At 60.6% G+C, this 21,470-nt stretch carries 15 protein-coding genes and 1 riboswitch (1 of these 16 only partly in view); of the genes, 9 read left to right on the forward strand and 6 right to left on the reverse strand.

The annotated features are described in order from the left end of the window. On the reverse strand, window positions 1-2,441 hold the 5' portion of the coding sequence (locus DEIDE_RS13510; RefSeq protein ID WP_012694528.1) for a sensor domain-containing protein. Its footprint begins 130 nt before the window's first position; only the first 2,441 of its 2,571 coding nucleotides appear in the window; the start codon lies at window positions 2,439-2,441; its stop codon lies beyond the left edge, outside the window. A gap of 460 nt (window positions 2,442-2,901) precedes the next feature. Between DEIDE_RS13510 and DEIDE_RS13515 the strand changes: the two genes are divergently transcribed. After that, a complete protein-coding gene (locus DEIDE_RS13515; RefSeq protein ID WP_012694529.1) occupies window positions 2,902-3,384 on the forward strand; it encodes a hypothetical protein in 483 nt (160 codons plus the stop codon). Window positions 3,385-3,634: 250 nt separating this feature from the next. On the opposite strand, the gene DEIDE_RS13520 is transcribed toward DEIDE_RS13515, so the two are convergent. Beyond that, complete coding sequence (locus DEIDE_RS13520; protein WP_041227659.1) at window positions 3,635-3,871, reverse strand: hypothetical protein; 237 nt, start codon at window positions 3,869-3,871, stop codon at window positions 3,635-3,637. Between the two features lie 66 nt (window positions 3,872-3,937). Between DEIDE_RS13520 and DEIDE_RS18115 the strand changes: the two genes are divergently transcribed. Both DEIDE_RS18115 and DEIDE_RS19125 read left to right on the forward strand, forming a co-directional pair. Further along, complete coding sequence (locus DEIDE_RS18115) at window positions 3,938-4,774, forward strand: DNA/RNA non-specific endonuclease (RefSeq protein WP_049760536.1); 837 nt, start codon at window positions 3,938-3,940, stop codon at window positions 4,772-4,774. 386 nt (window positions 4,775-5,160) lie between these two features. Beyond that, on the forward strand, window positions 5,161-5,340 hold the full coding sequence (locus tag DEIDE_RS19125; protein WP_041227661.1) for a hypothetical protein: 180 nt from the start codon (window positions 5,161-5,163) through the stop codon (window positions 5,338-5,340). A 549-nt stretch (window positions 5,341-5,889) separates the two neighbouring features. Here the strand turns inward: DEIDE_RS19125 and DEIDE_RS13535 are convergent. Continuing rightward, complete coding sequence (locus DEIDE_RS13535; protein ID WP_012694532.1) at window positions 5,890-6,564, reverse strand: family 16 glycosylhydrolase; 675 nt, start codon at window positions 6,562-6,564, stop codon at window positions 5,890-5,892. 180 nt (window positions 6,565-6,744) lie between these two features. After that, window positions 6,745-6,820, reverse strand: a riboswitch (cyclic di-GMP riboswitch). A 309-nt stretch (window positions 6,821-7,129) separates the two neighbouring features. Here DEIDE_RS13535 and DEIDE_RS13540 point away from each other — a divergent pair. The 3 genes from DEIDE_RS13540 (at window position 7,130) to DEIDE_RS13550 (ending at window position 9,935) form a co-directional block, all read left to right on the forward strand. Next, a complete protein-coding gene (locus DEIDE_RS13540; protein ID WP_012694533.1) occupies window positions 7,130-7,570 on the forward strand; it encodes a hypothetical protein in 441 nt (146 codons plus the stop codon). 227 nt (window positions 7,571-7,797) lie between these two features. Next, window positions 7,798-8,532, forward strand: a complete 735-nt coding sequence (locus tag DEIDE_RS13545) for a 5'-3' exonuclease (RefSeq protein ID WP_012694534.1) — start codon at window positions 7,798-7,800, stop codon at window positions 8,530-8,532. A 284-nt stretch (window positions 8,533-8,816) separates the two neighbouring features. After that, window positions 8,817-9,935 carry a M42 family metallopeptidase gene (locus DEIDE_RS13550; RefSeq protein ID WP_012694535.1) on the forward strand — a complete coding sequence of 373 codons (1,119 nt, stop codon included), beginning with the start codon at window positions 8,817-8,819 and terminating at the stop codon, window positions 9,933-9,935. A gap of 508 nt (window positions 9,936-10,443) precedes the next feature. On the opposite strand, the gene DEIDE_RS13555 is transcribed toward DEIDE_RS13550, so the two are convergent. Continuing rightward, window positions 10,444-11,256: a GNAT family N-acetyltransferase gene (locus DEIDE_RS13555; protein WP_012694536.1), complete on the reverse strand. Its 813-nt coding sequence runs from the start codon at window positions 11,254-11,256 to the stop codon at window positions 10,444-10,446. 180 nt (window positions 11,257-11,436) lie between these two features. Here DEIDE_RS13555 and DEIDE_RS13560 point away from each other — a divergent pair, with 180 nt between their 5' ends. The 3 genes from DEIDE_RS13560 to DEIDE_RS13570 all read left to right on the forward strand — a co-directional run bounded on the left by DEIDE_RS13560 (window position 11,437) and on the right by DEIDE_RS13570 (window position 17,709). After that, on the forward strand, window positions 11,437-12,870 hold the full coding sequence (locus tag DEIDE_RS13560; protein ID WP_012694537.1) for a mercuric reductase: 1,434 nt from the start codon (window positions 11,437-11,439) through the stop codon (window positions 12,868-12,870). A gap of 248 nt (window positions 12,871-13,118) precedes the next feature. Next, window positions 13,119-15,323 carry a DUF6930 domain-containing protein gene (locus DEIDE_RS13565; protein ID WP_162485629.1) on the forward strand — a complete coding sequence of 735 codons (2,205 nt, stop codon included), beginning with the start codon at window positions 13,119-13,121 and terminating at the stop codon, window positions 15,321-15,323. Window positions 15,324-15,411: 88 nt separating this feature from the next. Next, window positions 15,412-17,709, forward strand: coding sequence for a 3'-5' exonuclease (locus DEIDE_RS13570; RefSeq protein ID WP_012694539.1), 2,298 nt, complete (start codon window positions 15,412-15,414; stop codon window positions 17,707-17,709). Window positions 17,710-18,035: 326 nt separating this feature from the next. Here the strand turns inward: DEIDE_RS13570 and DEIDE_RS13575 are convergent, their stop codons facing one another. Both DEIDE_RS13575 and DEIDE_RS18120 read right to left on the reverse strand, forming a co-directional pair. Beyond that, window positions 18,036-18,458, reverse strand: a complete 423-nt coding sequence (locus DEIDE_RS13575) for a response regulator (RefSeq protein ID WP_012694540.1) — start codon at window positions 18,456-18,458, stop codon at window positions 18,036-18,038. After that, on the reverse strand, window positions 18,451-21,249 hold the full coding sequence (locus DEIDE_RS18120; protein WP_012694541.1) for a PAS domain S-box protein: 2,799 nt from the start codon (window positions 21,247-21,249) through the stop codon (window positions 18,451-18,453). The genes DEIDE_RS13575 and DEIDE_RS18120 overlap by 8 nt, the downstream gene beginning before the upstream one ends. Window positions 21,250-21,470 lie beyond the last annotated feature (221 nt).

Below are 21,470 nucleotides of genomic sequence, written 5' to 3' on the forward strand. Positions count from 1 at the left end.
ACTCCTTCAGCCACGCACTCCAAATTCAGGTGCTGCGCGAGTCCTACAATGGCCTGCACCACGGAGCGGGAGGTAGCGTTCACGCCGAGATTCTGGATGAATGTCCGGTCAATCTTAAGGACGTTGAGTGGCAACCGTTGCAGGTAACTCAGGCTTGAATATCCTGTCCCAAAATCATCCACAGCGACAGAGACGCCTAGCGCACGCAGGCGTTCCATGCGCTCGACGGATTCTTTCACGTCTTCCATGACTGCACTTTCGGTCAATTCGACCTCCAGGCGGCCGGCTTCAAGTCCGGTCGCACGGAGCGTCGCAGACACTGTGTCCACAAAATCTGGGCGGGCAAACTGTAACGCGGAGACATTCACGGCCACCCGCATGGCGCCATGTCCAGCAGCGGCCCACGCAACGGCCTGACGGCACGCTTCTTCCATCACCCAGGTACCCAGCGGCACGATCATTCCGGTGTCTTCAGCGACTGGAATAAACTGGGCGGGAGAGACCATCCCCAGATGCGGATGCCGCCAGCGAACGAGGGCCTCGGCACCCACTACCTGCCCGTCGTGCAGGCGAACCTGCGGCTGGTAGTGAAGTTCCAGGTTAGCGCCCGGTTCACGCAGTGCCTCACGAAGATCCGAGGCAAGCTGCAAGCGCAACTGCGCCTGTTGATTTAACTGCGCTTCAAATACGGCGAAACCAGATTTTTCGCGTTTGGCCCTATACATGGCCAGATCAGCATGCCGGAGGAGTGTCTGCCCGTCGCGGCCTGCCTGTGGAGACACACTGATTCCAATGGACGCCCCCAGATGAAATGCACGCCCCTGCACTACAAATGGACGCGTCAGTTCATTCAGGACACGCCTGGCAACCGTGATCGCATGGGGTTCTTCTGCGAAGGGTAACACCAGCGTAAACTCATCTCCGCCTACCCGAGCCACCACATCACCGCGTCGGGCACATCCCAGCAGACGGTCTGCTACGGCCTGAAGCACATAATCGCCAACATGATGCCCGACCGTGTCATTTACGCCTTTGAATTCGTCGAGATCCACAAAGAGCAGCGCCGTGGACGCGCGGCTGCGCTCTGATTGCTCCAGTATCTCGGCGAGACGTTCGGTGAACAGTGACCGGTTGGGCAGGCCTGTGAGAGCGTCGTGCTGTGCCTGATGCCGCAATTGCGCCGTGAGTTGATGATGTCGCATTGCCAGGGCTGCCAGGTCGCGTGCGCGCACCAACTGATCCATATGGGCTGCGCCACTCATTGCTCCTGAGCGTTCGTACAGGGCGAAGGTGCCCAGAACTTCCCCGTGCTCATCCAAAACCGGCAGTGACATACAGGAGCAGAGCCCATGAATCCCAGCCAGTTCTCTGAACTGTGCCCACGCAGGGCTCGCGGCGATGTCGTGGGTCACAACAGGCTCACGAGAAAATGCCGACGTGCCACAAGAGCCCTGGTCTGGGCCGATCAGCAGTCCATCAATAGCGCGGCTGTACGTATCTGGCAAGGACGGCGCGGCTGCTGTAAATAACCGGTCTTCCTGACGCAACAGCACAGAGCACAGCACACCTGGGCACTGCTGTTCGACCAACAGCGCCACCTCATGAAGTACCTGTTCAAGGGGGGTGCCCTGCACGGTCAGCTCGAGAATTCTGCTGCGTTGCCGTTCGGCGCGCTCTGTCGCTTTGCGCGCACTGATGTCCTGGAACGACACAGACAGGCCCCGCGCAGAAGGGTACAGGTGTGCTTCTGCCCATAACTCCAGGGGCTCATAGTGGACCTCAAATTTCTGAGGCACGCCGGAACGCATGGCTTCGCGGTAATGAATACCGACCAGCGAGTCCACGGATTCCGGAAACACCTCCCATTTCACCTGTCCCAGCAGCTCTTCAGCGGATTTGCCCAGCAGACGCTGCGCGTAGGTGTTGACGTAGACAAAACGCCAGTCGCGATCCAGAACATAAAACGCGTCGGTGATGCTTTCAAGCAGGTCGGTGTACTCCTGGGTGCGAGCCAACAACTCTGCCTTAACGCGAACTGTTTCTGTGACGTCGCGCACAGCCAGGAGGTTTGCGCGGATATCGGGATGCTCCAGGAGGTTGACCACTGTACCTTCCATCCAGCACCAGTGACCGTACGCATGCCTGACGCGGAAGGGCTCAAGAGCCGCGCGGCCACCCGGCCGTGTGTCGTGGATTCGCTTTATTAAAGTTGGCCAGTCTTCCCGATGCACCAGCTGGTAGGCAAATTTGTTTGCCACCGAGTCACACGAATCGTTATAGCCCAGATGCGCGTGTACGGATGGGCTAAGGTACTGAACCTGCCCCTCGGCTCCCAACAGAGCGATAAGGTCAGTGCTGTGCTCAATCAGCAGGCGGTATATAAGCTCACCTGATGGCACAGGCGGTGCCGGCAGAACAGCCGGAGGTGTCCCGGTGGTCATGAAGCCTGCGCTCCTAAGCGTGTGTACGTGACCATATCCTTAGCATTTACAGTACCGGCGCTTCCGTCACATGAAACTGACAGATGCAGGCTGTGTGCCAGATCAGACCGCTCTGGTGGACGGGGGAGTTACCCAAGTACAAGCAACGAAAATTTATGCGGGTACCGCAGCACCTGCTCAAACAGGAAGCCGGGTCCGGCCAGGCAGCAGGGCATCAAAGTCGAGCCCATGGTCCTGGCCGGGTGAGTACTGCCGCGTCCGCATCAGCCCTCTTAGAGCGCCCCTTGTCTGATCTGCCTGCTGTGCCTGTTTACCTGGTCCGTCTCAGCTTGAGGCTGACTCGCGGGGGCTACGAGAACGCTGACTGGTCTCCCTGAAGGTTTTGGCCAGTCAGTGCGGCCGGCGCAGGTAATATGGTCTGGTTGCCCTGTGGATCCGCACCCCGGCAACAAAGGAGCCTATGACCCTGCCTGAATTTTTCACCACCCTGCTGACCGAGCTTGCCTGGAACCTCGCGGTCTGGCTGCCGACCGCCCTGGTCAGCCTGCTGTTTATCCGCGCCGTCTTGGGCGTGCGGATGCGGGAATTGATTGTGGAAATCGAGGAACACCAGACGGCCGCCATCGGTGCCGTGTTCTTCTGGGTATCTCTTGGCTTCAGCCTGCTTCTGAGCCGTACCATTGCCGATCCCGTGGCTGCTGGAGGAGGAACCTGGGCAGAAGCTTTCGCATGGCTTGCCTTGGCCGTCCTGGTGACGATGCTGCTGTTTGCACTGGGCGTGTTCCTGGTGTTCGGTACGCTGGCCCGCCGTAGAAAAGAAAGCCTGCTGGGCTATATCCGGCGCGAAATGCGCCACGAGCATAACCTGGCCTTGTCGTTCATCATGGGAGCACTCTTTCTGGTGCCTGTCGTGGTGACCTACCACCTTACGTTGTCTTCCTGATAGTTCCCAGGCCCGCCCCTCCTCAACCGTTGAGGAGGGGCGGGCCTGGTTCTTACCAGCCCATAAGCACGCCGGACAGCCCAGACGCTAAAACACACCTGCTCATAGTCAGGTAGCGAACCCTACTGAAGCTTCGGCAGGGCCATCCGGATTTATTGAGCAGCCATATTCTTCTTGGGAAGTTGGCATCAGGAAGTCGATATCTCCGTCTCTGGAAGGTAGGTACAACCGCCGGTCAAAACAGACCGCTTTAGAACCCTGATACAGCCAAGAGTACCGCCTTGGGCCCCGCCCGCACCAAGGTGAGAAGGCCCTGGCCATCAGAAAACAGCCATCCCGATAAGAACTGAAAGAAATCTCCTGAGGATCCGGCCATTCTCTCGCAGGCAACCACCTGCTGTTTTGTTGTCACAACTGAGCCAGTTGCACTGAAAATTATCTTGTCAAAGAGCAGGTCGATTCCTTGACTTTCGTAAGGTGTGGTCATGGTGATTCCTGACGACGTGTCATTTTGGCCCGTTATGATCTGGGCACGCTCATCTCAGGAGGCCATGTGAAACACCTCTGCTTCACCGCCGTGCTGTTCACTGTCCTGCTCTCGGGCTGCGACCTGCCCCAGGAGCAGTCCGACCCACAGTCCTCCACCACCCAGACTGCTCCACCTTCTCAGACACCGGAAAATCAGGGATCGTCGCAGGCCGCGTGTGACAACCGCATGGTCCTTCCAGCTGACCAGCGATATATCGCACTCTGTGACGAGATCAGTATTCTGTACGACCCCAAGGCGCGAATTCCTAGAGCGGTCCTTGAAGTCCTGAGCGCTCAGAAGTTAACTGGAGAGGCGACCCGGGAAGACGATCAGTTCCGCGAGGATGACCGCCTGCCAGAAGCAGCCCAGGCCCAGGTTCAGGACTACCGGCGCAGCGGCTATGACCGCGGGCACCTTGCCCCCGCCGCCGATTTCAAGCATTCCGAGGAAGCCATGGCCGCCTCCTTTCTGCTGAGCAACATTGCGCCTCAGCAGGCACAGTTCAACCGCAATGCCTGGGCTGGGCTGGAAAGTGCCACACGCCAGTGCGCCCTCAACCAGCGGCAGCTCAGCGTGGTGACCGGAACCATTGGAGAAGGCGGCACACTCAAAGAGGAGGGCCGGGTGGCCATTCCAAGGCAGTTTTACAAGGTGTGGCTTACATCCCGTGGCTACCGGGCGTGGGTGATGCCCAATGTGGGTGCGGGCGTTCCACAGAAGGAGCTTACCGGCAGCGCATATGCCCGTTTTGAGGTGACTCTTGATCAGCTAAGGCAGGCAACCGGGTTGAACCTCGCCCCTGGTGTTCCTGGAGAGAAAAAGGGTCGCCTGTGCCCAGGGAGCATTCCTCTTTCCCAGTAAACGCTGCCCAAGGAGCCAAGATATGCACGCCGTATCCGGCGGCTTCGTAAAAGCCTGGACATTCTCGTAGGGAGAAGAAACCGGAGGTTGCGTTGTGGCTCCTTTGATACGGCAGCTCTCGCTGATCGACTCACCGGTGCGTCTGTCTGACGGTCAGATATGGCCACAGCCCGCCTAACCACTTTTCCAGGTCACGACTATGGCCGATTTACTGATCTGAGCGTAAGTGATAGCGCCCCTGATTCTCCAGTCGAAACCCTTGAGGCAAAGAAAATAGGAGTCCGTAGGAGGACGAGCCAGGTCAAGAGGGAGACTTTCCGCTGCTGCCTGCCGTATCAAGTTGTAGCGTACCTGCTATCCGCTACCTCACCTCTTCAGGAATTTGCATGCCCACCTGGATTCGCAACCACCGCCGCAAGATTACCGTTCTTAGTGCGGTACTGCTCATTGTCCTGCTCGGCCTGACCGGTGTGCTCACCAAGGGAGTGGCCTTAGTCTTAAGCCTGATGGTTCTGACGTTCCTGTACAAACTCCGTCAGCATGGGACGTATACCGTGAATCAGTGAATCAGTTCACCGCTCCTGCTGAGGTGGCGGTGCAGACCGGCGCGGCCGCGGGGGGCGCATCACACGCGAACCACGTTGGCTCTTGCGGTGATGGAAACTGTTGAAGACCTGCCCTCATCCAGGAGGGCAGGTCTACGCCCATTTTTGACTGGTCGTCAGGCCCGAGGTATTTCTATGAGGAGCGTTTCTAGGCTGTCATCGCTGTAAATCATCGTATAGGTCAGTAAAAGCGCTGCTGCATAGCAGATGCCGTCCGTTCACCTCCACGACCAAGTCGAGAGGGGATTATTTTCTGCTGTTGAAGTCTGGAGTCAAAACGGGGCCATGCCCCATTCACCTGATTTATCCCACACGCGTTCAACGGCTGTCGCTCCAGGAAGTCAGCCGGCGGTCTACTTGTGGCTGTTTTTTGCCCGTACCATCTGCAGGCTGATCACAGTCGTGCGCTACACTTCTCAATCCGCTGACTGCTTCTTCCTGTCTTTCTGCGTCATGGGTCGGCAGCAAGCTCAGCCTTAGGGCCCGATTTGAGCCGCTGGTGTCAGGCGCTTAGTGGCTTGGGGTGAAGCTGACGTAATCGACGAGCATGTACTGGGTGCCTGCTGTGCTTTTGCCCCCCCACAGTGTGGAGTTTGTCGGCCACAGGTTGAACATCAGGTGCGCTTCGGTCGCCGGCACCACGCTGGTGATCGTGCGTTTGAGCACGCCGTCGATATAGAAGTCCACCTTGGTGGGCGCCCAGTCCCAGCGGTACGTGTGGAAGTCCTGCGACAGGTCGGTGCCGGTACCGCCGGTGCCGTAGTCATGACGGTTGGTGGTCTGCCAGGTGCCGATCCAGTCGGTGGTGCGGTTTTGCCCTTCGATTTCGTGGTCGATTTCGGTCTGCGAATCATTGACGAAGTTGAAAAAGGCGGTGATGTTGCCGCTCACACCATGGCCACGCACGGCAGGGTTGGCGCTGCTGCTGGCGGCACGCAGTCGGGCTTCATACCGTCCATAGCCGTATTTGGCGTGGGTGGCGAGTTCGGCAGCGCTGGCGACCAGACCAGGGGTGACATCGAGCTTCATGACAAGGTAGCCGCCGCTGACGGTGACGTTCGCGGGGTTCCAGGTGCCGTTCAGGCCGTCTTTGGCCCAGAAGGGTTTCCAGCCGCTGTTCGACAGGGCCCAGCGGGTGGTGTCGAGAGTGTTGAAGTCGTCTCGCCAGCTGCCAGCAATCTGCACAGAGTCAGCTGGGGTTGGAGCTTGAGCTACCGGAACGCTCGGGATGCGAGCCACAGGGGTCTGAACAGGACTTTCAACCACGGGGGCCTCTGGGGCGCTCGAGCACGAAGCGAGCAGCAGGCCCAGAACGGTTACAGCGGTCAGATTACGAAATGCATTGCGCATGAGAACTCCCTTGTCTTCGGTAACTCGGCCGACCTCGTGGGTCCCGGTAGCTTTGCGTCTCCGTCTCGCGGCGGATTTGCCTTTTTCGGTTTCAGGGAGGAACCCACACCTGGGTTCATCACCGCCTGCAGATTAAGCCCAAACAAATAACAAAGTCCTTACACTACGACTTGCCTCAGAATTCCCACATTTAAGGGCTTAAAGAATTCATAAACATAATCGATCCTTTATGATCAGTCTGCTCAATGATGTTGTAGACGCCATTTAGTCGTCAGCTCGTTTGATGGCGCCTCTCAGAGCTTCGCTCTGCCTTCATGAAGTCCCCATTTGTCTACAAGCCCCCCACCAAATGAAAATCAAACAGGTGCGCTTTGTTGTGCGCGACGGGTAAGCTGGAGACATGAAAGTGCTGTTGACTGCCACCGCCCTGCTTGGCCTGGGAGTCTCGGCGGCACAGCCTACAACTTCCGGTTGGCCGCAAGGAAGCTGCCTGCACGGCACCACCATCAATGAAAGTGGCCGGCCGCTGAACCTGCGTGCGCTGGAAGGCCATATCCGGCAACTGCTTCAGCAGGCCAAAGTGAGCCCAGCTGCTGTCTGCAGCAGTTACCTGAACATTCTGGTCCAAGCCGAGTCCCTCAGTCAGCAGAACACACGCATAACGGCACACTTGATTCTGGCCGAACGCGAGGTGTCCCTGACTGATGTCAAACGCAATGACGCAGTTTCCAGATGCAGCCTCACCGTCACTGACGTCGTCCATCAGGATGAAGATTTCTTCGCCAGCGCTCAGGCCGTACTGACACGCGTGTTTGCCCGCGCTCCCCAGTGCACCCGCTGACCAGACAGGGTAATAGGGCGTTGATCACCCCGTGTCTTGCGGTCCAGCACGCCGAACCTGCATGATGACGCGGTGATCCGCCGCATCAAACGTGTTGAATTCACCCTGCGAGGCGCCGACGTGGATGGCCCCACAGACAACCCGTATACACAGAGCACAGACGCTTCAGGCGGGCCGGCTCATTTCATCCGGGTGATACCTGTGGCCGTGCGACCTTCAGGCGTTTCTTGACTGCCCTGTTGATCGACAGCAGCAACGCAATCTGCCGGGCGTATTACGGCAGGGCAGGAGGCCAGGCGCACGCCGTGCCGCAGGTCCTGTGCGAAGTGGTGTGGTCATTGCAGCACCGCTTTCAGGCTGAACATGTCATCGCTGCGCTCGATGACACCCGGAATTTCAGACAGAGCCTGTACGAAAGCTACAAAGGGCACCGGACACCCAAGCCAGCGGATCTCACGCACCTGCTGACACAGGCCGCTGAACTGATGGGCGCAGCCGGAGCGATTCCAGCGCTGGCTCCTAACCATGAAGCGGATGATGTGATGGGCACTCTTGCCAGGCGTGCACCCGGACGGGCCGTGATTGTTACCAGTGACCGGGACCTGTTCTCTGCGGTCACCGAGACCGTGCAGGTCTACGAGCCGCGCTCTCGGACGGTCATTACGGTCGCTGACGTACAGGCACGCTTTGGGGTGTCGCCGGAGCGCATCCCGCTGTTTAAATCCCTTTGTGGAGACAGCAGCGACAATATCCCCGGTGTACGCGGCCTTGGGGAAAAAGCCGCGAGTGTCCTGGCTGCGCAGTGCGGTACGGTCGATGAGATTTTCGAACGCGTGAGCACATTTGACCGGCGGTACCAGAAGGCACTCCTGGCGGCTGACCCTATGGAAATCCGCCTGTTTCATCAATTGGCGACCGTTCGCACGGACGCTCCGGTCGCCCGCGTCCCACTTCGCCGCTGACCATGAGCAGGACACGCCGTGGAGGAGCTTTGCGCCGTGTTTTCGGCGGGTCGGCTCACTGGCTTCTTGTTCCATTGGCGAGCGTACTACAGCCAGGGCCAGGTCAGGCAACCGTGTTGTTTCGCCCAACGCCACACGCAGGCCTGATAGCTTCCTCGGGGCACTTTTGTTTGCTCTGGGCGGAGATTTCTAACGCTGAGAGCGGCTGAGCACCCTTCCCAAGGTCTGCCAGCCGACCTTCACCATGAGTTTCACTCTGCCGCTTCGCGATGAGGCGGCTGCACTTGACCACCTGCCGCGTTGTGGTCATGATGGCGGGCATGCTCGAACAACTCCGCCGCCGCCTACGGGAACTGTGCGATGTAGACGCCATTTCTGGCGATGAACGGCCCATGCTGCGTGCCCTGCGCGACATTCTCGCCGGGCAGGTGGATGAATTCACTGTGGACGTTGCCGGGAACGGGTTCGCTATCAGGCGTGGTGCGCAGCCAGGGCCGACCGTACTGATCGCAGCACACACCGACGAGATTGGCCTGATGGTCAAGAGCATCGAGCCGAGTGGCTTTGTCCGCTTCGAAAAGATCGGAGGTGTCATCGACAACCTCCTGCCTGCCCGGGCCGTGCGCGTACGTGGAGTCAACGGCGTGATCGGCATGAAAGCCGGGCACTATCAGACCGAACAGGAGCGCACCCAGGGGCGCAAAGCGGGTGAACTGTATATCGATCTGGGCTGCGCCAGCGCCGCTGAAGTCGAAGCGCTGGGGATCCGCATCGGAGATCCGGTCGCGTTTGTCAGCCCCCTGCTGGAGATTGGCGGGCAAGGCCATCTCGTCGCCGGGAAAGCCGTCGACAACCGGCTGGGCTGCGCAGTGCTGCTTGAACTTGCCCTGGGAACCGCGCCGCCCTGCGGAACGCTGGTGCTGGCCTTCACTGCCCAGGAGGAAGTCGGGCTCAAGGGTGCGAGGATTGCAGCCGAGCGTTACCGCCCTGACCTCGCGCTTGCGCTGGATACCATGCCGACCGGGGACACACCCGATATGCACGAGTACCGCGACCTGAATATCCGGCTCGGTGCAGGCCCGGCCATGCAGGTGATGGCCGGGCCCGGGGGCCGGTCCAACCTGTTACATCCCCTTGTCAAGGATTACCTCCTGGCGATGTCTCGGGAGAAAAATGTGCCCCTGCAGCTGTGCACATTCAATGGCGGCTCGAATGACTCCGCGGCGATGGCCTGGGCCCATCAGGGCGTCGCTGCCGGCTCGCTGACCATCCCCCGCCGGTACTCACACTCGCCGATGGAGCTCGCGGACCTGCGTGACGCGGTCGGGGCGCTGGAGGTCCTGCGTGGCGTGATTGAGGGCATGGACAGTCTGCCCGACTTTACGTTTCTGGCCGACGAGTAAGGTGCGCGAGGTCTCCCGGGCATGGCTAGGGCACTCCGGTGTGCTTTGCCTGGACATTGCGCCCGCAGTCAGCAGTCAAAGAGAGAGGTTGACCGCGGCACTCCGGCACTGCCCATCTGGGCAGTGCCGGAGTGCCTGACGCTTTCGGGGCCTCGTCACGCGTAATGGCCTGAATAAGCCTGAACTGATCCGCGCGGAGTCCCCGGGCTGACCGCTGCCAGGGAGCGTTGATCGACAACCCCATTTATGCCTCGACTCCAGGGACAGGGCACAACACCGTGTGTTTCAGGAAGTGCCCGGTGTCTCAAGCCAGAATTCCTGGCCAGCCTTTAACCGGAGTGCTCCTGGGCAGAATGATCGGAGTTTTCGCTGGCCGTTTGTGTCCACTCCTGGGTGGCCGCAAGGTCTGTCTGGTCACCAGCAATGTCATGCGGGTGTGGCTCTCAGGGCGATGACCTCCTGAACCGCCCTGATCCAGGAGCAGGGGCCCGTGCCCGTTATCCAGGGCTCAGGCCTCCCGCGGGTGCCGCAGAAGCAGTTGCTGACGCTCCCTGGGGCATAAACCGACACTGGCGTAAATATCCTTCGCGAAATAGTGATCATCTGCCACAATAACCAGCTCACCCGCTCCGAGAGCCTGCTGTGCATGCGTACCAGCAAAGTGCGTCAGGGTGCCGCACAGGCCCTGGCGGCGGTAATCGGGATGGGTGCCTACCGACTGGAACCGCGCGAGGGTTCCGTCCGTGAACACGCCGAGATCGGCAGCAAGGACATCATCGACGAAGGCGCCGTACCAGAATCCCAGGCCGGCTTTCGCCATGGCCCGGTAGCGGCGGAACTGCCCTTCCTTAAACGTCCGGTAAGACGCTTCCGACTCGTTGAGATGAGCCTCACGGCCAGCGACCTGCTGATCAACCACGGCTGCCCAGGCCTCGTCGGTGTTCTCGATCACGCGCAGCTCAGCTTCGCGGTTCGGCCGGGCCGGAGCATGAAGGGCAGCCGCAGACATGATGACGTTTTCTTCCAGCACGTATCCAGCGTCAAGAAACGGCTGCACGTGTGCTTCTCCACGTGGCGGCACGTCCCAGCCGAACAGCGTATGCCGGACGGTGGGGGGCGTGCCGATTAGTTCCGCGAAGCGCGCCTCCCACTCAGGGAGGTCTCCAGGCTTCGAAGGCGAATCGAAAATCAGAAAGTTGCCGAAGTAATGTGTGGGATTGTCAGGGTTCGTGACACGCACAACGTCACCGAGGTCCTCGACAATGCCCTGGAATCGGGCGAAGATCAGGTCAGTCCGGTACCCAAGTGACTGCAGGTGCATCTTCCGACTGTACTGGAGGCGTGCCGCCCAGCCATGCGCCTTACGGCGTAATGCCGCGTGGTGATATTTCCGTCGGGCGTTCCACACCGCCGAAGGGGGAAGCTCTGGGAGCATCACGGCCGGTCACAGCAGTGCCCTGGGCCGACACAGAAGCCGCCTGCCAGCCGTTAAGGTCAGGGTATGACCCAGAACACAGCTGGCCCTGAGCAGGTCCACCGGGACGTCATCGTGATCGGCGCAGGACAGGCCGGCGGTCCGCTTGCCGGTGCTCTGGCCAGAAGCGGCCGATGTGTCTCCCTGATTGAGAGGCTTCACGTGGGCGGCACCTGTGTCAACGAGGGCTGCACCCCGACCAAGACGATTATTGCCAGCGCACGCGTGGCCCATCTGGCACGTCAGGCAGAACAATACGGCGTGAATACCGGGGCCGTGAGCGTGGATTTTGGACGTGTCCAGGCCCGCAAGAACGCGGTGGTTGAAAGCTTCCGGTCTGGAAGTGTCAGCGGACTGCAGGAGGCTGGAGTCGAGGTCATCATGGGCCACGCGCGTTTTGCCAGTTCACACAGCGTGGTCGTGACCAACAGGGCCGGGACTCCGCAGGAGATTCACGCGCCTCTGGTGTTCATTAATACCGGCACCCGGCCGCGCTGGCCCGACATTCCCGGGCTGCGGGACTGCGGGGCGCTGGACTCGACCGGGCTGCTCAACCTTGGCGTGCAGCCTGAACACCTCGTGATCCTCGGCGGCGGCTATATCGGTCTGGAGTTCGGTCAGGTGTACGCACGTCTTGGAAGCCGGGTCACCATCGTGGAGCAGGCAGAGCGTCTGGCCATCAAAGAGGACCTGGACGTGGTCGCGGCACTCACAGATGCCCTTTGTGAAGACGGAGTCGAATTTCATTTCGGCCAGAAAGCAGCGGGGGTCCGCCGGACTCCAGCGGGCATCGAACTGACCCTGGCAGGCCCCCAGGGCAAGCAGATCCTGGCAGGGTCGCATCTGCTGGTAGCCGCAGGCCGCACGGCAAATACAGATGACCTGAACCTCGCGGCTGCTGGCGTGGAGACCGACGATCACGGAAACATTGTCGTTGATGAACACCTGCGGACCAACGTCGACGGCATTTATGCGCTGGGCGACGTGAAAGGTGGGCCAGCGTTCACGCATATCTCCTATGACGATTTCCGCATCGTGCGTGACGCTCTGCTGCACGGGCGGCACAGATCAGTCCACGACCGCCTGGTACCCTACACGGTGTTTACCGACCCGCAGCTGGCCCGGGTAGGGCTGAATGAGACCCAGGCGCGTGAGAAGGGCCTCCGGGCGCAGGTCTATACCCTGCCTATGTCGCGTGTGGCACGGGCCATCGAGACCGGCGAAATCCGTGGCCTGATGAAAGCCATCGTGGACGAGGAGACTGACCTGATCCTGGGCGCCACTGTCCTGGGTGTGGATGGCGGAGAAGTGCTCAGCGTGCTTCAGATGGCCATGATGGGGGGGGTCAGCGCAAGTGCTGTACGCGACGGCGTGTTCTCCCACCCCACCCTGAGTGAATCCCTGAACAACCTGTTCATGGGAACGCCGGTTTCCGTCGAGCCAGAGCAGGCCGCGCGCTGAGCGCAGGTCACGTTCACATCATCGGCGCGCTACCCAGGCGGGAATGTTAGGCAAAGAATGTTGCAAACCATCTGGCTGATGACTCCGGCAGGGATCGTCCGCCACGTCAGGGAAAGCTGCGGCTGTCGTGCAGGACAACCGGTGCCTTTTAGGATGAGACGCTCAGAAGAGCGGGGGGACCGGCTCTGATCCATTAGCGTCGTGGGCTAAAAAGCGGCGCAAAAGCACAGCGGCGTTACACTCCAAGGATGACCAGTTCCCGTCAGCCGTCCCGGGGAATGTGCCGCGCCTGTGGTTACGTCGGCACTAAAGCCAGCATGACCAAACATCAAGCCGGGTGTGCCTCCAGGCAGGCACCAGGCGGGACAACCCACGACGTGTTCCGGTGCCGCATCAGCGGAGCTGACCTTCCAGCGTACTGGCTGGATGTCGAACTGACGCCCAAGGCCACTCTGGATGACCTGGACCGTTTTCTGCGCGACATCTGGCTGGAATGCTGCGGTCACCTGAGCAGCTTCACCATCGGTCCGCACGACAACGGCGACTTTGGCTCGTTCAGAGCATCCAGGCGGACCAGGCAGCCTTCGCTGGCCGAACTTGACCTGCACCCTGGCGATAAGTTCGGTTACACCTACGATTTCGGCAGCAGTACCAACCTGACTGTGCAGGTTCAAGCTTACGAGTCAGTAAGCGGCGAGGCGACCGACAGGATCAAGTTGCTTGCGCGGAACCTGCCTCCAATCAGCGTATGTTCTCTCTGTTCGAAACCGGCCAAATGGGTCCACACCTGGGAGTCTGACGACGCCACAGGTGGCCCGCTGTTGTACTGCGGCTCGCATGGCAAGAAGACCCGTGATGAGCAATTACCGGTCGTCAACTCACCGCGCATGGGAGTGTGCGGCTATGAAGGTGGGAGTGACGAGAGCTGGCCGCCCCATCCATCGAAGCTGACCGCCGAGCACTCACCCTCAGAAGCGGAGCTGCCAGCCCACACCACGAGTCAGGACACCACGCCCGCCGGGAACAGGAGCCTTCTGGAACAGGATGGCCTTGATGAGGCCTTGCTGGCCTACGTCGAGACGCTGCCATTGCAGACTGAAACAGTCTGGCTGGTGGCCATTCAGGAGATGCCTGCCATCCTGCCTCCAGAAGAGGGTAGAGCGGCAGTGGTTCTGGTGGTCGATGCTGCGAGTGGGCAGATCTTGACCAGCGAGGTGATGACCGACATCACGACGCAGGCGGTACAGGAGGCAGTGCTCGAGACGATGCTGGCACCTGAAGCAGATGATATTAAGCCGCAACGTCCCGGCCAGATTTTTACTCTGGACGCAGAGCTGGCATTCTCGCTGCACACCACGCTGGCAGCACTGGGGATCAGGGTCGAGCGGCGGGACAGTCCCGAGCTTGAGGAATTGCTCGCCCACTTAAGAGATGAAGTCGGATCCGGGATGCGGGCCCTGGTCGAAGGTCAGCGTCCGCGTGCTTTCCTGCACGGCGTGCCTGATGTGGACGTCAGGAACCTGATAGAAACCTTCGCGCGCTTCATGAAGGCAAAACCGTGGCGGAACTTTGCTCCAGACAAGCCGTTGCGGGCGAGCTGGACCAACCCAGACGGTACGTCCAGCCAGCTGTACGCGATGGTGCTCGGCGGCCTGGGTGAGGTGTACGGCCTGGCGCTGTATCCCGACTGGTTGAGTTACAACAAGCACGTCCTCAATAGCTTTCATCCCGAACTGGTGTTGCTAGCCACCGGCGGCTTGGAGAGCCTGACGTTGAGTCAGCGGGAAGAGATTCACCCGGAAGATTGGGAGAGGCTGCGGACAGCTGGCTTACCGGCCCGTGCTCAAGCTGGCCCAGCGCTGATCCGAATAGGGCTGACAGGGACTCAACCGCCGACCTTTCCTCTGCAGCCCCTGACAGAGGTGTTGAGGATTCTGTCAGAGCGTGCGGAGCGAAAAGCGAGCCCTGTGACGTCTTTGAAAGCTGAACTCGGCGGGGTCAGCGTGAAGTACCCGGCGGATCCGCGCGATGAGCTGAGCGCTCAGGAGCGGAGTGGAAGTGTTCAAGTGCGGGTGAGGAGCAATGCTGGTCACTTCACGTATAACGCAGAGGTCGTCATGACCGGCCCTCCAGAGACGCTGGTGAGAAATGCCTTTGCCCAGGCCCGACGTCTCCTGGATCAGAAGCCAGGAGAAGGCAGAAATGTTTACCTCCCGTACCGCCTGGAGTCTGCTGGTCAGGCTCTAGAGAACAGCGGTTTCTTCGAAGATTTGCATGTTCTGATCTGGGAGAACCGCCCGGGCAGCCCAGCCCTTACTCTGGCGCACCTCGCGAGCATGGGCCCACTGATCGACGGGGAACTCGCAACGATTGAGGTCGCTCCTCAAGCGGCGGATGTTGCAGGCTTAACAGTGGAGTTGCAGGCGGTTGATCCCGGGTCAGGTGTGTCTTGATTTCTTTGCTGCTCTGTACGCGGCTGGAGCAAGCGGTGCCGTTCCACTACGCCGGAAATTGAGTCTGCGGCCTGCTGACCTCCCCTTTATGCCTGAGCTCCCGGACGCGACACTCTCTGGACACGACCCGACACCGGGTATTGTGTCTGTTCACGCGACCATGAATGGTCAGGCGCTGGTGTGGCGCCGCACCCCGGATGGCGTGATTCTGGAACGTGACTCGTTCAGGCCATGGGTCTACGCGCGCAACCTTGACGATCTGCAGCATCTCGGCGAACAGCTTTCCGTTGACGACGCAGCGGCGCCACTGAGCGTCGAGACACTCCAGGGCCCACCCGGCAGTTACCGTTACCTGCTGACTGCGCGCGACGGCCGGACGCTGCATCAGGCCATCCTGTACGGCTCGCGCCTCCGCAGGGCGCCCGCCAGCAGGATTCAGGATCTGGGGTATATCGCTCCAGGCGTCACCGAGCAGTACCTCATGGCGTCAGGCCGGACGTACTTCAAAGGCCTGCAGTACGACGACCTGCATCGCCTGCAGTTTGACCTGGAGACCACCAGCCTGACCCCGGACACCGGGCGCATCTTCATGATCGCCGTGCGCGACACCCGGGGGCTGCGCACTTTGCTCGAAGCGCGCCGCCCGGCGCAGGAAGCCGACATGATCCGCTCCCTGGTGCAGCTCATTCGGGAGCGTGACCCGGACGTGATTGAAAACCACAACATCCACCGCTTTGACCTGCCGTTTCTGCATTACCGCGCGCAGGTGCATGGCATTCCCCTGAACTTCGGCCGCACAGGAGGAACACCGGAAATCTGGCAGGTTTCGGACGGTTCGCGGCAGCAGTGGCTGTGCTCAGGCCGCGAGATTATGGACACGCTTGATGCGGTCCGACGGCTCGGCCTGCCATCGGCGGGTCTCAAAGCTGCCGCGCAGCACTTCGGGCTTGCTCCTGAAGGACGGGTCTATTTGGAAGGCTCAGCCATTGTCGACACTTACCGGGATGATCCGAACACGGTGAGGCGCTATGCACATCAGGATGTCGAGGAGGTCGACGCTCTTTCCAGGAAGGTTCTGGCGTCCTCGTTTGCTCTGGCGCGCATGGCGCCGCGACCCTTTCACCGCCTGCCGACTGCCGGACCTGCCACTGGCGTGCTCGAACCCATGCTGATCCGGGCTTACCTGAGAGCGCGGGCGGCGCTACCGGCCAGGGAAAGCGCGGTTGAAGAACCGCACCGGGGCGGAGCGGTTCACCTGTTCGTCGAAGGCGTCATCAACCATGTCGTCAAGGCGGACGTGGCCAGCATGTATCCCAGCCTGATCCGCTCGGAGCGCATCGGACCGGCCAGGGACCACCTGGGAGTCTTTCTGCACCTGATGGACCGGCTGACTGCCCTCAGGCTCGAGCACAAGGCGGCGGCGCGGCGCGGGGAAAGTGGTGAGCACGACGCCATGCAGAGCGCCATGAAGCTGATTGTGAATGCCGGGTACGGATACCTGGGTGCTGGGCGGCTCTCCCTGTTTGCTGACCGGGCGGCGGCCGACCGCGTGACAAAGAGGGGAAGAGAAGTCCTGGCCACGGTTCTTCGTGGCCTGAAACAGCGCGGGGTGACCCTGATTGAAGCAGACACCGACGGGGTGTACTTTGCTACGCCTTCGGCATGGTCCGAACACGAAGCGCGCGCGCTGATCAGTGAGGTGAGTGGCCTGCTTCCTGCCGGCGTCACCCTGGAATTTGACGGCAGGGCGCAGGCCATGCTCAGTCATGAAGTCAAGAATTATGCCCTGCTCCGGTACGACGGTACTCTGGACGTGAGCGGGGCAGCCTTCGAGTCGAGTCGAAGTGAGGAATACGGGCGGGGCTTTCTTCAGCGTGCCCTGACATACCTGCTGAAAGGAGACGTTGCCGGAGTCCACCGCACTTTCCAGGACACCATGACCGCCTTGGAGACCCGGCAGTTCCGGAATGAGGATGTGGCCCGTCGCGTGCGCATGACCAAAAGCATGGAGGCGTACCGCCTGAGCCGAGAGGCACGGAAAGACAGCGTGTACGAGGCTCTTCTTGCTTCAGGCTATAGCTGGCAGGTCGGGGACCGGATCCGCGTGTATCACCGGTCAGCACAAGGACTCCGGGTCCTGGAGAACCCGCTGGACTGTGACTACGACATCCGGCACTACACGGGACAGCTGCTGACCGGCTATGCTTCGCGCCTGCGCAAGGCGTTCAGACCCGAAGAGTTCACGCAGGTGTTTCCCCAGGGGCATCAGCCAGGACTGTTTGATCTCCCGCTGCATGCGATTCACACCATCTGGAGGCCCGTTGTCGCGCCCGAAGTGGTGCTGGGAGAGCCTGATCCGGACTTTAATCCGAAACAGGGGAGATGAGGTTCAACCCACTCGCTGCTGTGTTCTGCGGGGGACCGACCGGCACTGGTCACGGGGCAGTGGCGAGGCCGTCTCATGTCTGGGGCAGCGTCTACGCTTTCTACCCCTATGGCGCGAGCAGCCACCGCAAATTCCGTGTCCGGAACCTAAATTTTTCGAGTCCCGTGGCCGACGGCTGCGGGCACAGGAAGCGTGATGCACAGCCTTTCTAACTCCTGGGCTGGTGTAAACGGTACCGGGTCGGCCACGATCTCGTGGGCTGATGGCTCGCCATGCTGAAGCGGCGCTGAGACTGCGTCCATGACAAATTCCGGTTGTCCCTGGATTCAGGTATCCGAGAGGTTGAGCTTGCTCCACCAGAAATCAAGGGTGGAGTGCACTGCATCCGTAAATTCGCTCAGGCCCACAGGCTTGGTCAGATAGGCGTTGGCGCCCGCCTGCAGACTGCGTTCGACATCGGCGGGCACACTGGAGCTGCTGAAGACCACCACCGGCAGGTCCAGTGTGCCTGCGTCATGCCGCACTTCATTCAGTACTTCCACCGCACTTTTGCGCGGTGTATTGCCGTCAAGCAGTATCAGATGCGGGCGGGGCGCGTCTGCATACAGGCCCTCCCCTCGCACGAACTGCAGAGCTTCCACCCCGTCGTTGACCACATAGAGGGTGACGTTCGGGCGAAACTCCTCCAGCGCGACTTCCATGAGGACGACATCTGCAGCGTTGTCTTCCACCATCAGGACGTTAAACACCAGCAGCCTCCGTTTCTGTGAGGGGCAGCTGAAGCGTGAAATGGAATGTGGTGCCCTCACCCGGGACGCTGTCGAGCCAGATCTGTCCACCATGGCGCTCGACAATCCGCTTGCAGAGGGCGAGGCCTACACCTGTTCCCTGGTAGCGGTCCCGGGTGTGCAGCCGCTGAAACACTGCAAAGATCCGGTCGAAATATTGCCGCTCAATTCCGATGCCATTGTCCTGAACCTGAAAATGTGCGGACTGGCCCTCAATCCGGGCACTGACATGGACCGCCGGCGCCACGCCGTCCCGGTGGAATTTGAGGCCGTTGCCGATCAGGTTCTGAAGCAGCTGACGGAACTGCACCGCGTCGGCGTGCACTGCAGGCAGGTTGTCCCAGCTGACGGCCGCTCCATTGGCTTCAATGGTCTCCTCCAGGTCGCGGATCAGCGTAACCATCACTTCATTGGGGTCGAGCCTCGAAACCTGATGATTTTCGGCGCGTACCCGCGAAAAATCAAGCAGGTCCTGCACCAGTTGCCCCATACGCCGTGCGGCGGCCACGGTAAATGTCATGTACTTCTCGGCTTTTTCGTCAAGCTGGCCCCCGTAGCGGCGGGCCAGGAGTTCGGTATAGCTCGTGACCGTGCGCAGCGGTTCCTGCAGGTCATGCGACGCGACATAGGCAAACTGTTCCAGGTCGCGGTTGGACCGCTCCAGTTCCTGGGTGCGCTCCCGGACACGCTGCTCGAGCGTCACATTCAGCGCACGCACCTCAGCCTCAGCGCGTTTCAGAACAGTGATGTCACCGACGATGCCCAGCATATGGCGGGCTCTGCCGTGCGGTTGCTTTTGAGCCTGGCCGCGCGTCCAGATCCAGCGCACCTCACCATCTGCGCGGCGGATGCGGCACTCAATATCCCAGGCCTCTTCCTGTTCCATGGCCCAGGTGAATTTGCGGTTCACATCCTCACGGTCCTCGGGAAGGACATGCTCCAGAAAGGTTTCGTAGGTCCAGTGGGGACGCCCCTGCGGATAGCCAAAGATCTCGTCGTGCCGGGGAGACTGTCTGAACGAATGATCGTGCAGGCTCATCTCCCAGTCCCCAAGCTGGGCGGCTTCCAGGGCAAACCGGAGTCGTCCCTGGCTTTCGCGCAGCGCCAGTTCTGCTTCCAGGCGCTCGGTGATGTCCGTGTGGACCCCAATCCACTCGCGCAGCGTACCGTCGTCGTCGCGGAGGGGAATGGCGCGCACATGCATGTGCCGGAACATCCCGTCCGCCCGGCGCAGGCGGTACTTGGTCTCATAGGGCGTGCCGCTGCTGACAGCGTTTTGCCAGCTGTCCGCAGTTCGTGCACGGTCCTCCGGATGGACGGCGTCCAGCCAGCCCATGCCCAGCAGCTCGGGGCTCCGCTGGCCGGTGAACGCTGTCCACTGCGGTTGATCGTGATCAAAGGTGCCCTCAGGCGAACGGGTCCAGACAATCCGGCTGGTGGTTTCCACCAGCGAGCGGTACCGCTGAACGCTAATGCGCGAAACCTCGTACAGCCGCGCGCGCTCGATAGCCTGTGCACACTGGTCTGCCACGGACGTCATGAATGTCTGGTCGGCGCCGCTGAAGAGCCGGTCGTCACTGAAACTGAGCACCAGAACACCTGTGATCTGGTCACCGACACGCAGGGGCAGCCCGGCTCCGCTCCTGAACTGTTCACGCTGCCCCGCGAGGTGCGGGTAGCGTTCCAGGAGCTCCTGACTGGTCAGAAAATAGGGCTCGCCGGTGCGGGCAGTGTCTGTAACAGGGAGGGACATGGTCAGCGGAACCCGGCTGAACCGGCGTTCCATTTCCTCGCTATATCCGGCATGACCGAGCGCCTCCAGATAATCTTCAGAGTCGTCGATCAGCAAAGCCCCTCCAGCAGCGGCGCCCATAGCTGGCATCACTTCCGCCAGAGTGACGTCCAGCACAGCCTCCGGCGTCAGTGCACGTGCAAGGTCAGCAGTGACCCGGTGCAGCCGCTCGGTGTACTCCTCGGCGCGTTTGCGGTCGGTGATGTCATGAATGACCGCCACCGTTGACCGGTATCCGGTCACCGGATCGACCACTGGAGAGACCGTCACACTGCCCCAGACCACCACGCCGTCTTTGCGGATGTACCGCTTCTCCAGGGTAAACGTACCGCCCTCACCGTTGACGAGCCTCGAAAAGAGGCCCACATTGTGCTGACTCAGGTCGTCCGGGTGGCTGACATCTCTGAATGTCAGGCCCCGCAGTTCAGCCTCGCTATATCCAAGGAAGCGCTCGATTGCTGGATTGACCTCCAGCCAACGGCCCTCGATGTCAACGCGCGCGACCCCCACGGCTGTGTTCTCGATAAGGGTCCGGTGGTCTGCCTCACGCTTGCGAAGTGCTGTTTCCGCGCGTACCTGTTCGGTCAGGTCGCGCAGTGACGCAATGAATGATCTTGCACCCTGGATCTGGACTTCATGGATGACCAGTTCGCAGGGAAAGATCTCGCCATCACGGCGCTGCGCCTCAAGCCGCAGACGCTGATACAGCACTTTCGCTAATCCTGTTTCCAGATACCGGGCCATGCCGTGCTGATGGGCCGCCTGGAAAGCGGGTGGAATGATGAGCTCATTCATCGCCTGGCCCAGCGCTTCCTGACGTGTATAACCGAACGTCCGCTCTGCCGCAGGATTCCACTCGATCACCCGGCCATGCTGATCAATGCCGATAAACGCATCCAGCGCGACCGAGAGCAGGTCGCTGGTCAGCAGGTCGTTACCCTGGGAATTTGAGACGGTCATACAACCACAGGGCATTGTAGGTCACGCAGCCAGCCTGATGACGCAGTCAGGCTCCTTGCCAGGCGAGAGGAAGACTGCCCCCGAACCTATCCAGACACCTTGAGTCCTTCTTTCTCCAACCGGTAGTGGCTGAGCTTCATTCCACTCAGGTTGCATCGCTGACGGGACTGCGTTTCCGCATCGTCCTGAAGACGGTGGAGGCAGCAGGGCCACAATGGCAC

Source organism: Deinococcus deserti VCD115 (assembly GCF_000020685.1).
Taxonomy (GTDB): Bacteria; Deinococcota; Deinococci; order Deinococcales; family Deinococcaceae; genus Deinococcus; species Deinococcus deserti.

Excerpts from the sequence above, each read along its gene's own strand:
- DEIDE_RS13515 (WP_012694529.1), top strand. The coding sequence starts at position 2,902 with ATGACCCTGCCTGAATTTTTCACCACCCTGCTGACCGAGCTTGCCTGG.
- DEIDE_RS13520 (WP_041227659.1), bottom strand. The coding sequence starts at position 3,871 with ATGACCACACCTTACGAAAGTCAAGGAATCGACCTGCTCTTTGACAAG.
- DEIDE_RS19125 (WP_041227661.1), top strand. The coding sequence starts at position 5,161 with ATGCCCACCTGGATTCGCAACCACCGCCGCAAGATTACCGTTCTTAGT.
- DEIDE_RS13540 (WP_012694533.1), top strand. The coding sequence starts at position 7,130 with ATGAAAGTGCTGTTGACTGCCACCGCCCTGCTTGGCCTGGGAGTCTCG.
- DEIDE_RS13555 (WP_012694536.1), bottom strand. The coding sequence starts at position 11,256 with ATGCACCTGCAGTCACTTGGGTACCGGACTGACCTGATCTTCGCCCGA.
- DEIDE_RS13560 (WP_012694537.1), top strand. The coding sequence starts at position 11,437 with ATGACCCAGAACACAGCTGGCCCTGAGCAGGTCCACCGGGACGTCATC.
- DEIDE_RS13565 (WP_162485629.1), top strand. The coding sequence starts at position 13,119 with ATGACCAGTTCCCGTCAGCCGTCCCGGGGAATGTGCCGCGCCTGTGGT.
- DEIDE_RS13570 (WP_012694539.1), top strand. The coding sequence starts at position 15,412 with ATGCCTGAGCTCCCGGACGCGACACTCTCTGGACACGACCCGACACCG.
- DEIDE_RS18120 (WP_012694541.1), bottom strand. The coding sequence starts at position 21,249 with ATGACCGTCTCAAATTCCCAGGGTAACGACCTGCTGACCAGCGACCTG.